Below are 13049 nucleotides of genomic sequence, written 5' to 3' on the forward strand. Positions count from 1 at the left end.
GCCGAATGGCGAGCTCTTTAAATTTCAAGCCTTGGAGACTAGTTGATGCGGCCGACAAGGTTGCCGGAGAGCATCCAGTCCTTCGTGCTGCCGAAGCTGTGGAAGCCGGCAGAGAGGCTGAAGCGGTCGGTAAATGCCTTCTCGACGTAGACGGCACCAAGGACGTCCTTCACGTGCTTGCCACCGGAAACGAACTCAGGATGTTCGTAGCGGTCGCCGATGTATTCGGCTTCGAGGATGATGCGGTCTACGACGGGAGTTTCGATAGCGACACCGCCGGTAATGGGCATGACCATGTCGTCATCGGCACTCAGGTTCATGAGAGCCACTTCACCGAAGAGGCTGAGGGTGTTGATGATAGGAACGTTCACCTTGAGGGACACGTTGTGCTTGATTTCGGCATCGGAGTCGTAGACAACGTCGAAGATGTTGCTGCGGTAGCCGAGCTGGATCTTCATGTTGTTGAGCGCTTCGAGGTTGTGGAAGTTGAACACAGCGCGGAGGTCACCCTTGTTGAGGTTAGCAGACTGGCTGATGAAGGACACGAACAAGTCCATCGTCTCGGACGGGGTGAAGCCGAACTGCAACTGGTTCTCGGAGGCCTGCGTAGACATGAAACCAGTCAGGTAGCCGTCGATGTAACCACCGAAGTAGTCGCCGTTCTTGTCGGTGTTGTCCCAACGACCGACCTTGAAGCTGAACATTTCAGTTTCCTGCAAGGCCCAGGCTTCGTCAAGGCTGAAGTAGTCGTCTTCGTGGCCGTTCTGACCGTTGCGGAATGCTTCCTTCTTGGCGGACTTGGTTGCGTAACCTTCGTCCTTCAGGTCGCCGGGGTAGAAGGCAACGGCAATCTTGCCCTTGAAGTCTTCGCCTTCGGCGAGAACTGCGAAGTTGGCTTCGCCGTTCCAGGTTTCAAGGTTGTCTGCATACTTGTCGTCTTCGCTGGTCCAGAAGACCTTGCCGGCTTCCAATTCGAAGTCAGCATTGATGTCGAATGCGAGCTTCGGGGTCTCGAGCACGGCGTTCTGGATCATTTTTTTCTTTTTGCGGCGTTTTTTCTTCTTGGCCGGCTTCTGCTCGTCGGCAGCGGCAACCTGTTCTTCGGCTGCAGGTTCGGTAGCGGCAACTTCTGTTGCGGGAGCGGCTTCCTGGGCTGCTTCGGCAGCGGGTTCAGCAGCGGGGGCTTCCGGAGCGGCTTCGGCTACAGGTGCTGCCTCGGCTGCGGGAGCAGCTTCGGCGGCAGGCGCAGCTGCTTCTGTCGCGGGAGCTTCGGCTGCAGGTGCGGCCTTTTCAGCAGCGGGGGCTTCGGCTGCAGGTGCGGGAGCGGCCTCGGCAGCGGGTGCTGCAGCGGGAGCCTTCGCATCGGCAGCGGGAGCTGCGGCGGGTGCTGCTTCCGGAGCGGCAAAAACGGCTGCCGCCAGGATGCAAGAAGCGAGGATCATCTTTTTCATCTCTGAATTCTCCTTTGGTAATTCAATATGCCAAAAGTTTAGTAAAAACAAGGTAACTTCGACGAAAAAACGTCAAAAAATCTGCTAAAAAAAGTTAGATTTCCCGCCTGAGAGGTTAGTTTTGAAAAGAATAGTCTGCTTTATCGTTACTTTGCTCGTTGCAATCACTTTTGCACAGGAAACACTCCCCGTATACCGTAAAATTGGGAACGCTGTTAGTGAATCAGCTCCCGTTGGTGAACTTTCCAAGTCCGACTGGATAAAGGAACTCCCTATTCCTAAGGACAAAGTACAGAAGGTCTCCTGGGTCAAGGAGACAGTCGAGGTGACCGACAAGAAGGGCCGCCCCGTGAAAGACAAGAAGGGCCGCGTCAAGACAAAGACCAAGAAGAAAAAGGTGGTGACCTGGGTCGAGGTGGACCCTAAGGAACCTCCGACATACGTGCCTATCGACTGTAAAATGGGTACAGTATGGGTGCGCCGTGCAGAACTGGCTCGCTTCCAGCAGGAGGCGCTGGACTTGAGTGGCGAGTACGCCTCTGCGACGGGAAGCATCTTTTTGAAGAAATCCCCCAACAACCCCAAGCGGTTCGACGTGATTATCCAGAATGGTCCCGAGGGCAACCGCGCCGAAATCGAGATGGGCAATCTCGAAATCCGGGAATCTAACGGACGCGCGCGCTTTGCTTACCAGGAAGAAGGCTGCTCGGTAGATATTGCCGTGACGGGCCGCAAGGTGAAAGTGGCTCAGCGCGGTTGTAACGAGTACAATGCCGGCCAGTACAAGCTTGAAGGTGACTACGAGAATTACAAGGGCAATACGCGCAAGGTCGTAAACTTCAATATGCCCGAGGTGGAACTCAAGTTCAAGAAGTTCCTCTGGTGCGGTAGCGGCTTTGACAGCTGCGAAGAGATGAAGGACGAAAACGGTGCCGTGTATATTACCTGGAGCAAGGGTGGCAAGGGATTTATCGAGCGTAAGGCGGGCGAGACCGTGCATACCTACAGGCCCTTTGAACCGGTGATTCCGCACAAGCGTGAATTCTACAAGGGCGAAAAGCCTATCGCCATCAAGACCAAGCGCACCGATATGGCGGGCGAGTGGATGATCTGGTACTATTACCCGAAGGCCGAGCGCTTCAAGATGGTGCGTGCCGGCATGCGCGAAGACATCGCCTACATGGAAATCTACGAGTGATAAGGGATATCGGACAGAGCCGCGTTCTTTTCTTGGATTCCGGCCCGCTGGTCCGGCTGTTGCAGATGCATCCCGATTTTTACCCGGCAGTGTCGGGTGTACTTGACATGGTGTACGAGAAGAATATTCAGGTTCTTGTGTCGCCTATTACTTTGTTTGAAATTGGCTGCCACGCATTCGAGAATGGTGAGGGCGTGCTGGCGCGCCAGTACCGCGAGTTCTTCGAGCATTCGAAGAACGTGAAGGTGTGTCCGGTGAATGCCGAAATCTCGGTGAAGGCGGCCGAACTCTACGCCGCTTCGCAGAAGACGAACCACAAGATTACCGAAGCAGAGTCCCTGCGCCTTGCGACCGCGTTTGTGAACGGAGCCGACTGCATCCTTACTGAATGTGCGAATTTCCGCACCCTTACCGACGCCCTCGTCGTGACTTTGGACGAAGTCTAGCAAAAAAAATGCTATTTTATACCCCGTAAAATTACGGAGTTTTTATGTCAAACTATTGTCCTGTTATCGGTCTTGAAATCCATTGCCAGCTCGCGACGAAGACGAAGATGTTCTGCGGCTGCGAAATCGAAGTGAATACGACCCCGAACAAGCACGTTTGCCCTGTCTGCCTCGGTATGCCGGGTGCCATGCCCGTGCCGAACAAGAAGGCGGTGGAATACGCGATTCGCCTGGGCCTCGCCCTGAACTGCGAAATCGACCTGAACGCGATGTGGACCCGCAAGAACTACTTCTACCCGGACCTGCCGAAGGGCTACCAGATTACCCAGACGGGCGGACTTCCGGTGTACGACCACCCGATCTGCAAGAACGGCTGGCTCGAAATCGTCAAGGAAGACGGCACCAAGAAGCGCGTGGGCATTACCCGTATCCACATGGAAGAAGATGCCGGTAAGCTCATCCACGACATGAGCCCGACCGATTCCCATTTTGACGCGAACCGCTGCGGCACTCCGCTTTGCGAAATCGTGACCGAACCGGATATCCGTAGCCCCGAAGAAGCCGTGCTCGTCTTGAAGAAAATCAAGCAGACGCTGGAATACACCCGTGTTTCGAACGCCAACATGGAAAACGGCAACATGCGCTGCGACGGCAACATTTCTCTGCGTGCTAGCGAAGATGCTCCGTTCGGTATCCGCGCCGAAATCAAGAACCTGAACAGCTTTACGAACCTCGAAAAGGCTCTCTACTGCGAAATGAACCTGCAGGCCTCGACGCTCGACGCCGGCAAGGAAGTGGAACAGTGCACCAAGCGTTACGACCCCAACGCGGACAAGACCATCGTTATCCGCAGCAAGGAAGACGCCCACGACTATAAGTACTTCCCGGAACCGGACATGGTCCGCCTCGTGACCGACCCGGCCTTCGTGGAAGAAATCCGCCGCACGCTTCCGGAACTGCCGGATGCCCGCCGCAAGCGCTTCATGGACGACTTCGGTGTTTCGGAATACGACGCCATGGTGCTCACGGAAGACCGCGATGTGAGCGAATGGTACGACACCGCCGCGAAGAACTGCAAGAACGGCAAGGTGCTCGCCAACTGGGTGATTACCGAACTTTTGGCCAAGGTGAAGGAGCTCGAAGGTGGCCTCAATGCCCTCAAGATCAAGCCCGAAGACCTCTGCAAGCTCGTGAACCTCATCGCCGACAACACCATCAACGGAAAGATTGCAAAGACGGTCTTCGCCGAGATGTTCGAGACCGGCAAGGATCCCGAAGCCATCGTGAAGGAAAAGGGCCTTGTGCAGGTGACCGACACCGGTGCCATCGAAGAAGTGGTACGTGCCGTCTGTGCCGAAAACGCCGCCCAGTTCGCCGAATTTAAGGCAGGCAAGGTCGCTCTGAAGGGCTTCCTCGTGGGTATGACCATGCGCAAGTCCGGCGGCAAGGCCAACCCGGGCCTCGTGAACCAGATCCTCGACAAGCTCGCGAAGGAATAATGATTGAAGCGAAAGAAACGAACCGGAGCTTCAGGGGTGGCCTTCTAGCCGTCCTTGTGCTTGCGTTCTCGTTTCTTTTTGCGACTCCTTCTTTTGCGGCGGACGAAGCGGTCCCTAACAAGTGCGATAGTCTTAACATCAGTACGTTGAACCTGAGCAAGGAGGAAATTGCCGATATTTGCGGCATCGATTCCACGAAACTTGCCCAGGGGCCTACGCTCCAGGAACTGAATGAAGAAGACCCCAAGTACATCAAGCGCGAATACGATCATCGGCAACAGGTTGTTGTCGGCAGCGTCGTGATGCTCTGTGTGGCGCTGGCCATGGTTCTGATGAACAACTATAATCCGAAACGGTAGCGCTTATTTACAGATAAATTAAACAACGCTGCTGTCATGTACGGCCTCCTTGTTCTTGAGGGGGGGGCTTTTCCCTTGTATTATACGAGTTGTATAGTATTTTGTATTTTACTGCTTGATTTTTGGCAAAAATGATGTATTTTTATTAAAAACGTTGATTTTGTATAGTATTTTTCTGTTGACTTTCGAAAAATAAAAACGTATATTAGTATACATGAAGTCGATTCTCGAATATAAGGACTACCGCCTGTATATACAGGACTATTACGACGAGCGCAAGCGCTTGGGCGCGTTCTCGTGGCGCGAGTTCTGCAAGAGTGCCGGTTTTTCTTCGCCTAATTTTTTGAAGCTTGTTTGCCTAGGCGAAAGTAAACTGGGCAAGTCCAAGATCGAGAATGTCGCAAATGCTATGGGACTAGTCGGTTTTGAGAAAGATTATTTCCGCGAAATGGTCACGTTCTGCAACGCGAAGCAGGATCCCGTCAAGAAGGCTGCCCTTATCGAAATGCAGAAGATTGCAATGGAACACAAGGTGCGCGTCGTTGACGGAGATGCCTTCCAGTATTATGAATCCTGGAAGTACCCTGTTTTGAGGGAATTAATCCCGATGATGCCGGGCGCCAACCCTCGTGACATTGCCGAGGAATGCAAGGAGCATGTGTCCGCCGAAGAAGTCCGGGACATTTTGAATTTCTTGCTCAAGGCTGGATTCCTGAAGAAGGACGGGGAGAAGGTCTATTCGCAGACGGAGCAGACCGTCATCGGTTCGAAAGAAGCTTTGCCCATTGCCATCCGTTCCATGCACAAGGAGATGGCAAACATGGCGGCCCGAGCCGTTGACCGCTATTCTCCGAATGAACGCTATTTTACCGGGGTCACGCTTAGCGTGAATGAAGAAGCGAACCGGAGGATTATTGCAGAAATCGATGCATGCTGCAAGAAGGTGCTTTCTATCGCGAATGAATACCAGGACCAAGATCAAGTTTGTAGAATTAATTTTCAGTTTTTCCCGGTAACGGATAAGGTTAAGGAGACGCGCCATGCTTAAGAATCTTTCTCTTATTATAGGTACTCTTTTTTCTATAAGCATGGTTGCGTGCTCCGACGATAATGTCGCGGGCGGTACCATAGATCCGAGTACGATTGCTAAGATTAGCAGCTCGTCGGACGCCGTTAAGGTTGTGTCGAGCAGCAGTATGAGTGAAACCGAAAACGGGGTGGTTGCCCCTGAGACGGAAAGCAGCAGCTCGGGTGAAAGTAATCATTCGATAAAGCCTGACGTGAGCAGTTCGAGTGGTCGCGCCGTTATGGAAAGCAGCAGTTCACTTGAAGATGGCCAGAGTGATGTTTTGCCGATAGATGAGTCCTCTTCATCGGAAAAGGATCGGTCTAATGTCATCTTGCGGCCTAGAAACTTCTCTCTCGAATGCTCGGTAGATGTTGTCAAGGTGGACACGGACGAGCCTGCTGTTTCTAGCGATGTGCTGGCACCCTATGCCTCCAAGTCTGTCGCTGCGGATTCGGTCAATATCTTGATTAGCGATTACTTTAATATTCCGTGCGGCGAAAGCGAGGCGGAGGCCTTTATGGAATGGGCCAATACTCCGGGATATACCTCACTCGGCCTTAATTACGATACGTTGTATGTCAAAGTCATTCGGAGTAAGGGTATGTCGTATGATTGTTCGTGCGTGGCGCGTGTGCAGTTTACGCTGGATGCGGAGTACTCCGACATTAAATACACGGTGCTTGAACAAAGAAATGCAATTCAACTGAAAGAGCTTGAATAAGGAGGCGACCATGAAAAAGATACTTGCTACAGTAGCGACTTTGTCGCTCGTGCTTATTGCCTGTGGGGACGATGCTTCTTCGACGGCGCCGGATCCGGTTACCGGTAGCGAGAGTTCCTCGTCTGAAACGGTCCTGTCTTCGGGGGTAGAATCCTCTTCGGGTGCGAAGTCTTCGTCTTCGACAAAGGAACCCTCGTCGAGCGAAACTCCGGAATCTTCCTCTTCGTTGAAGCTCCCGGTGGAATCGTCTTCGTCGGTGATTGTGCCTGTGGACCCGCATCAGGTGATTACGGATGCCAACGGCCAGTGCAATTCGAAGGGATTGACTCGCGATCCTATGGTGGATGCCGGTGAGGATGAGGCTATCCCTCCGGTGGCCTATCGCCATGTCGGTACCGAACGGACGGGTTTTACCCTGGAAAACCTGATGATTACCTGCGGCCTTGTCGTTGATACCCTGGATGTCAATGTCTCGGGAGATACGGTTTACGTGAATGCGACGTTCGACCGCTCGAATGCGATGAGGTGCATTTGCGATTTCAAGATTGAATTTGCTGTAGAAAACAGTGACGCCTACGCGCAGGCGACAGTCCTTGTCTTTGGTGATGCTCACAGCGACGGCGGCACGCCTGACATCATGCAAATTGTCGATATGGACGTGATTTCTGTCGAAGAGGCTACGGGCCGCAAGCAGGCGAAGGACATCAATCTCTCTTGCAAGAACGACAGACAGACGGCCAGGAGGCTCACGACGGCGAGCAACACGCTCCTCCCTGTAAAGGTCGACACTACGGAGAAGGCTTCCGTTGCTGGCCGTAAGGTGGGCGATGACGGGTACGATACCATCGTTATTCCCGAAGTGACGATGCCTTGTGGAATTGTTTATGAACGTTTCGATGTCTATGCATCCAACGGAACGCTCTATGTTGAACCGGTCGAGGCTGCGGATAGTCCGGTAACCAATTGCATTTGCCCGACACGGGTGTCCTTCAGGATAGAGCAGAACGAGGCGTTCTCCAATACGCATTATCTCGTGTTCAGCAGGGGAGAGCCGATGCCTTTGGTGGAAACCGTTCCTGTAGATGCATCTGATTTGAATGATTAATGTTTGACTTTAATTGAAGAAGGAAAATGAATATGAAAAAGTATTTTGCATGCGCTGCTGCGCTTTCGCTTATGGTTGCCGCCTGCGGGGACGATACGTCTTCGAACGTCAATGGTGGAGATCCTGGGACGCCGTCTAAAAAGACCGGGATTGCCCATGCAGGGGACTGCAGTGTCTTTACGCCCTGGGAAGGGGAGGGCGAGGCCTTCGTGATAGGCTCGAAAGGTAGTGGCTACCAGGTTCTTCTGCCGAAGATGAATTACAACGTTGACTTGTGCGACGAATGCCTGTACGAACGTTCCGGCGACACCCTGCACATCTCGGATTCGGATACGATGAGAGTTGCCCTGAACTGGTTCTGCACGACGGACTTTACGTTCGATATCTCCGATGCGGATGCCGATATCAAGTATTTCACATACGAGAATTCGGTATACAAGATTGTGAAGGGCCCCGCTCCGGAAAAGATTTCTTCGGGCATGGTCGTCTCTTCTTCCAGCGAGAATTCGTCTTCGAGCGAGTCGGTCAAATCGTCTAGTTCGCAGGGCGGGTCTTCTGCAGGGCAACCGGAATCGTCTTCAAGTGTTGAGCCGGGCTCTTCGTCCGGCGTGACCCCGCCGAGTTCATCTTCGCGCCAGATCTACAACGGTCCCGTTCCGCTGAAGAGCATTACGGCGACCTGCCACGAAGAAGTATGGACGAATGATCCGGTTGAACCCGAACCGCCTGCGGCGTATTTCAGTGTCTCCAACAGCTTCGCGCAGATTGACTTGCTCAATGTCAAGCTCTCCCTTGCCTGCGATTCCGCCTTGCAGAAGGCGTTCTGGGATAACCTGAATGCGGACAATACCGTGGCGTCGGTCATCGGGGATACACTTTTTGTGAATATCGACCGTTCCGAACAGAAGGGTGTGGAATTCATGTGCGGCTGCACGGCCGATGTGAAATTCACGTTTGACGAAAACTATGCCGTCTTCGGCTATACGGCGTTTGAAAACAATAGGCCGCCGCTTGAGCTGGGACATAGGCTGATCAACCAGCCGGATCCGGGCTACCAGAAGATAACCAAGGCAGAGGCTCAGTGTATGGGGAACGATTCCCCCGACGATCCGATGGTAGATGCCGCCCTCCCGCCTGTGGCGCACATGTATGTGAATGGTGATTCTGCGCAGATTGTCATTGAACAAGTCATGGTTACTTGTGCGTCGATAATCGAGAGTGTCGAAGCTCAGGTAAAGGACAGTGTACTTTACGTGACTCCGCATTACGATACCTCGGCCCCGCAGGCGGATTGCATCTGCAATACTAAGGTTTCCTTCAACGTGGAGGCAAGAATCCCGTTTACCGAGGCGACCAAGCTGGTGTATGACAATGATCCCGGCAACAAGATGCGCTTGATTGTGGAATAGGTGGAACTATGAAAAAGGAACTTGCTTTTGTTGCGCTATTGGCGCTCTTGCTTATGGCCTGCAGTGGCGATTCGCCGGCAGGTTCCGACCAGGATTCTTCACGAGAAGTGAAGATGTCCTTCAGGGGCTGCTACGAAAACCTTTCCAAGAAGGTATCCTTGCTGAAAGAGGGCTCGGACGATTTGCCGTTGGCATATCTGTATCACGAAGACGGCCAATACCGGTTGATGATTCCGAAAATGCATGATTATTGCGGATTTGAGAAGGTGAAGATGGATGTGGAACGTTCTGGCGATACGCTGAGAATCGATGTCACGGCGATGATCCCGACGGAGTGCCTGTGCGTGAGTGACCATTGGTTCGATATAGAGGCGAGGGACGCGGACATCAAGTACTTTGCGCACGCTCCTTACAATAAAAAAGAGACGGTGTACAAGGTGGTGCCCGGCCCGGCGCCAGAAGAGTGAATCGCCCTAAATTTCTTAGAACCCAAGGAGGCCCTGCCTCCTTTTTTTATATTTGGGGTCATGAAATACACAGACGAAGCAAAACAGAATTTCAAGGCCCTCTCCAAGAACCCCTATCCCGGACGTGGCATCGTCCTCGGCGAAAGCGCCGACGGCAAGTCCTACGTTCAGGTCTACTGGATCATGGGCCGTAGCGTCAACAGTCGCAACCGCGTGTTCGAAATGGAACCGAAGACCGGCTTCATGAAGACGAAGGCCTTCGACGAATCCAAGCTCACGGACCCGCACCTGATTATCTACTACCCAGCGCGCCACACTGCCGACGTCCAGATTATCACGAACGGCGACCAGACCGACACGATTTATGACGCCATCAAGCTCGGCGGCACCTTCGAAAGCGCCCTCCGCACGCGCCAGTACGAAGACGACGCCCCGAACTTCACGCCGCGTATTTCCGGCATCCATTACAAGAACGCAAGCCCCGCCGTGTACAAGCTCTCCATCCTCAAGAGCAGGGGCAACAGCGAAGAAGCCGGTTGCGAACGCATGACGTTTGAATACGAGAAGGCCCTGCCGGGTCTCGGCCACTTCATCAGCACCTACGAAACTGACGGCAGCCCGATCCCGAGCTTCAACGGCTTCCCGAAACTGATGCCGATCTTCGACAACGCCGAGGTCACGCTCAAGAAGTACTGGGCCGCCCTCGACAAGGACAACAAGGTCTCCCTGATGGTCAAGTGGATTGACAAGAAGACCTTCAAGGCCAAGACCCTGATCGTGAATAAAAATAAATAGTTTATTCTAAGTCAAGTTCATTCTGAATGGCGCCTTCCATGCACAGGAGGCGCCTTTTTAAGTCGGTGCCGAGCGTGTAGCCGCCAATCTTGCCGCGGCTTGTGACCACGCGGTGGCAGGGGATTATGACCTGCAGCGGGTTGTTGTGCAGGGCGTTCCCGACGGCGCGTTCTGCTTTCGGGTGCCCGATGGCTTCGGCGACCTGCTTGTATGTCCACGTCTTGCCGTAGGGAATGTTCCTGACGGCCTCGAATACCTGGACCTGGAATTCCGTTCCCGGAATCTGGATGGACACGCTGAATTCCTGCAACTTGCCCGCGAGGTAGAGGTTCAGTTCCTTCACGACGGTGCGGTAAGTCTTTACGGCAGCACCCTTCAATCCGGAGTCTTGCTCGGCGGCAGCGTATGCGCAGGCCTTTACCGTGCTCGGGACGATGGCGGAATCTTCTGCGCCCGCAAACTGCAGGCCGCACAGGTAGCGCCCTTCGAACGAGAAGGTCCATTGCCCCCACATATTGCGGTGGCAGACCGTCTGAATGCCTTTAACCTGCTTTGCCATGCCATAAATATACGCATTTATTTGCTATTATTTAAGCAGATTAAGTTCAACAGAGGAGAAAAATGAAAAAAGAGCGTGTTATTCTCGGTGTATATGGGCATGTTTTGGCATGGATGGCGTGCGCTTTCCTGTTTTGGGGCTGTGGTGATGATGACAGCTTCTCACCGGTAGCTAGGGATCGTGGCTACGACTATGCGTACACGACGGCGGATGGCTTGTCGAAAACTCCGTGCAACGATATGCGCGAAGGCCGCGATGCCGTTATCGGCCGCGACAAGGACCATTACGAGTGTCGCTTTGACCGCATTGATTCCGTCTACATCTGGGTTGGTTACGACGATACGCTTACGGCCGAGGGGCGCGAGTTCAAACGCTCCGAATCATCGAGCAGCGAAGGGTCTTCGGATAGCGGAAGCTCGTCGAGCATCAGGAACTCGTCCAGCAGTTATTCCAGCAGTAGTTACTCCAGCAGTAGTTACTCCAGCAGTTCTCGCTACAGCTCTTCCAGTTTTTATTTGGATACCGCCTGGTCCTTTAATAAAAGCAGTGTCGGCCAGGGGTCCATCACTTTTACCTTGACCTCCAAGGACGAGTTGCTCAACCCGGACGTCGAATACGGAGTGATGACGGATGAACGCGATGGCCAGGTCTATAGGACGGTAATCGTTGGAAACAGGGTCTGGATGGCCGAGAACCTCAATTTTGCGGGCAACGACGATTATCCGCTTGTGCTCGAACGTTCGACTTGCTTTAATTTCGATGATGACAACTGTGCCTTGCTGGGTCGCTTGTATTCACGTGAAGCTGCTATGGACAACGTCTACTGCATGCTCGGTGCCCCCTGCGATATCGGTGATACCTTGGTTCGCGGTGTGTGTCCCAAGGGATGGCATATTCCATCTAACGATGAGGCCACTGCTCTAACATACGCTTTTGGCGATGATCTTGATGGCGTGCGGTCTGTAAAGGGATGGGGAACGTCTTATGGCGTAGGGACTAACACTTCGGGCTTTTCGATGCCGGCATCGGGGTGTCTCGATTTCGATGATTATAATTTTAAAAACGCAGGAAAGACTGGATACGTTTGGGCCTATATAAAAGGGTCGAGTATGAGATACCTGATTTTCCGCGGATCGGATCATGATGTGATTATACATTCCGGTTACACTGACAATATTTTTGTCTCGGTCCGCTGTATATCGGATGACACCTTGAATATCGCCTTGTCATCTTCGTCGATACGCTCTTCCAGCAGCGTTTCGTCCTCGTCGAGCAGTTCCTTGTCTTCATCGAGCGTTGGATTGACTTCACCTTTAACGGAAAAGGGCGAACAGTTTAACCCCGATATTGAATACGGTACTATGACGGACCCTCGTGATGGCATGACATACAAGACGGTCGAAGTCAACGGGCGAACCTGGATGGCCGAGAACCTGAATTTTGCAGGCGACGAAGATTTTCCGCTTCAGAAGCAATATTCTCTTTGCTACGAAGATAAGGATGAAAATTGTGAACTGTATGGCCGACTGTATTCCCGCGAAGCAGCGATGAATTCTACTGCGTGCGCGTATAATACAAGTTGCAGTCCGGCAGACCCTCTTCAGGGCGCATGCCCGACGGGGTGGCATATCCCGTCAGAGAGTGAAGCTACGGAACTGAAAGACTTGGTTTCAACCTCATTCCTGGAATTGCTATCGGCGAAGGGCTGGGGTAACGATACACTGGTCGTTGCTGGAGAAGATACATATGGACTTTCCTTTATAGGTTCCGGATATAAACTAGGCGATATTTTTAAGAACATGGGCGTGAATGCTTTTATGTGGGCCAATATTGCTGGTAACACTCAGCGCTACTTTGGAATCAATGTGGAGAAAAAGGAAGTGTTTGTCCATAGTGGCTATAACAGTAACATTATTTATGCCAATGTCCGCTGTGTGAAGGACTAATGGTAAAGCTGGCGCGAATGACGCT

At 52.8% G+C, this 13049-nt stretch carries 13 protein-coding genes; 11 read left to right on the forward strand and 2 right to left on the reverse strand.

Features of this window, described 5'->3' with window-relative positions; genetic code table 11:
• Positions 1-38: 38 nt before the first annotated feature.
• Positions 39-1451 carry a hypothetical protein gene (locus B7994_RS14145; protein WP_198957815.1) on the reverse strand — a complete coding sequence of 471 codons (1413 nt, stop codon included), beginning with the start codon at positions 1449-1451 and terminating at the stop codon, positions 39-41.
• A gap of 121 nt (positions 1452-1572) precedes the next feature.
• Between B7994_RS14145 and B7994_RS03710 the strand changes: the two genes are divergently transcribed.
• The 10 genes from B7994_RS03710 (at position 1573) to B7994_RS03755 (ending at position 10519) form a co-directional block, all read left to right on the forward strand.
• On the forward strand, positions 1573-2649 hold the full coding sequence (locus B7994_RS03710; RefSeq protein WP_088637107.1) for a hypothetical protein: 1077 nt from the start codon (positions 1573-1575) through the stop codon (positions 2647-2649).
• Positions 2646-3095 (forward strand): hypothetical protein, encoded by a 450-nt coding sequence (locus B7994_RS03715; protein WP_088637108.1) that lies wholly within the window; start codon positions 2646-2648, stop codon positions 3093-3095. Before B7994_RS03710 ends, B7994_RS03715 begins: the two co-directional genes overlap by 4 nt.
• Positions 3096-3139: 44 nt before the next feature.
• A complete protein-coding gene (gene gatB / locus B7994_RS03720; protein ID WP_088637109.1) occupies positions 3140-4594 on the forward strand; it encodes an Asp-tRNA(Asn)/Glu-tRNA(Gln) amidotransferase subunit GatB in 1455 nt (484 codons plus the stop codon).
• Positions 4594-4953, forward strand: a complete 360-nt coding sequence (locus B7994_RS03725; protein WP_198957816.1) for a hypothetical protein — start codon at positions 4594-4596, stop codon at positions 4951-4953. The genes gatB and B7994_RS03725 overlap by 1 nt, the downstream gene beginning before the upstream one ends.
• A 214-nt stretch (positions 4954-5167) precedes the next feature.
• Positions 5168-6001 carry a TIGR02147 family protein gene (locus tag B7994_RS03730; protein ID WP_088637110.1) on the forward strand — a complete coding sequence of 278 codons (834 nt, stop codon included), beginning with the start codon at positions 5168-5170 and terminating at the stop codon, positions 5999-6001.
• A 40-nt stretch (positions 6002-6041) separates the two neighbouring features.
• Complete coding sequence (locus B7994_RS03735) at positions 6042-6743, forward strand: hypothetical protein (protein ID WP_144063731.1); 702 nt, start codon at positions 6042-6044, stop codon at positions 6741-6743.
• 10 nt (positions 6744-6753) lie between these two features.
• Positions 6754-7848, forward strand: coding sequence for a hypothetical protein (locus B7994_RS03740; RefSeq protein WP_144063732.1), 1095 nt, complete (start codon positions 6754-6756; stop codon positions 7846-7848).
• A 32-nt stretch (positions 7849-7880) separates the two neighbouring features.
• Complete coding sequence (locus tag B7994_RS03745) at positions 7881-9257, forward strand: hypothetical protein (protein ID WP_144063733.1); 1377 nt, start codon at positions 7881-7883, stop codon at positions 9255-9257.
• 8 nt (positions 9258-9265) lie between these two features.
• Positions 9266-9724: a hypothetical protein gene (locus B7994_RS03750; RefSeq protein WP_088637114.1), complete on the forward strand. Its 459-nt coding sequence runs from the start codon at positions 9266-9268 to the stop codon at positions 9722-9724.
• Positions 9725-9784: 60 nt separating this feature from the next.
• On the forward strand, positions 9785-10519 hold the full coding sequence (locus B7994_RS03755) for an IMP cyclohydrolase (RefSeq protein WP_088637115.1): 735 nt from the start codon (positions 9785-9787) through the stop codon (positions 10517-10519).
• 1 nt (position 10520) lies between these two features.
• Here the strand turns inward: B7994_RS03755 and B7994_RS03760 are convergent, their stop codons facing one another.
• A complete protein-coding gene (locus tag B7994_RS03760; RefSeq protein WP_088637116.1) occupies positions 10521-11078 on the reverse strand; it encodes a methylated-DNA--[protein]-cysteine S-methyltransferase in 558 nt (185 codons plus the stop codon).
• 62 nt (positions 11079-11140) lie between these two features.
• On the opposite strand from B7994_RS03760, the gene B7994_RS03765 reads away from it, so the two are divergent.
• The gene (locus tag B7994_RS03765; protein WP_088637117.1) at positions 11141-13024 is read left to right on the forward strand and encodes an FISUMP domain-containing protein; all 1884 of its coding nucleotides are present in this window, start codon (positions 11141-11143) and stop codon (positions 13022-13024) included.
• The last annotated feature ends 25 nt before the right edge of the window (positions 13025-13049 follow it).

This window comes from Fibrobacter sp. UWR2, from assembly GCF_002210285.1.
Lineage (GTDB): Bacteria > Fibrobacterota > Fibrobacteria > Fibrobacterales > Fibrobacteraceae > Fibrobacter.

What these genes read in the sequence shown, in the direction of transcription:
- B7994_RS14145 (WP_198957815.1), bottom strand. Translation starts at nt 1,451, where the DNA reads ATGAAAAAGATGATCCTCGCTTCTTGCATCCTGGCGGCAGCCGTTTTT.
- gatB (WP_088637109.1), top strand. Translation starts at nt 3,140, where the DNA reads ATGTCAAACTATTGTCCTGTTATCGGTCTTGAAATCCATTGCCAGCTC.
- B7994_RS03725 (WP_198957816.1), top strand. Translation starts at nt 4,594, where the DNA reads ATGATTGAAGCGAAAGAAACGAACCGGAGCTTCAGGGGTGGCCTTCTA.
- B7994_RS03730 (WP_088637110.1), top strand. Translation starts at nt 5,168, where the DNA reads ATGAAGTCGATTCTCGAATATAAGGACTACCGCCTGTATATACAGGAC.
- B7994_RS03735 (WP_144063731.1), top strand. Translation starts at nt 6,042, where the DNA reads ATGGTTGCGTGCTCCGACGATAATGTCGCGGGCGGTACCATAGATCCG.
- B7994_RS03740 (WP_144063732.1), top strand. Translation starts at nt 6,754, where the DNA reads ATGAAAAAGATACTTGCTACAGTAGCGACTTTGTCGCTCGTGCTTATT.
- B7994_RS03745 (WP_144063733.1), top strand. Translation starts at nt 7,881, where the DNA reads ATGAAAAAGTATTTTGCATGCGCTGCTGCGCTTTCGCTTATGGTTGCC.
- B7994_RS03750 (WP_088637114.1), top strand. Translation starts at nt 9,266, where the DNA reads ATGAAAAAGGAACTTGCTTTTGTTGCGCTATTGGCGCTCTTGCTTATG.
- B7994_RS03755 (WP_088637115.1), top strand. Translation starts at nt 9,785, where the DNA reads ATGAAATACACAGACGAAGCAAAACAGAATTTCAAGGCCCTCTCCAAG.
- B7994_RS03760 (WP_088637116.1), bottom strand. Translation starts at nt 11,078, where the DNA reads ATGGCAAAGCAGGTTAAAGGCATTCAGACGGTCTGCCACCGCAATATG.
- B7994_RS03765 (WP_088637117.1), top strand. Translation starts at nt 11,141, where the DNA reads ATGAAAAAAGAGCGTGTTATTCTCGGTGTATATGGGCATGTTTTGGCA.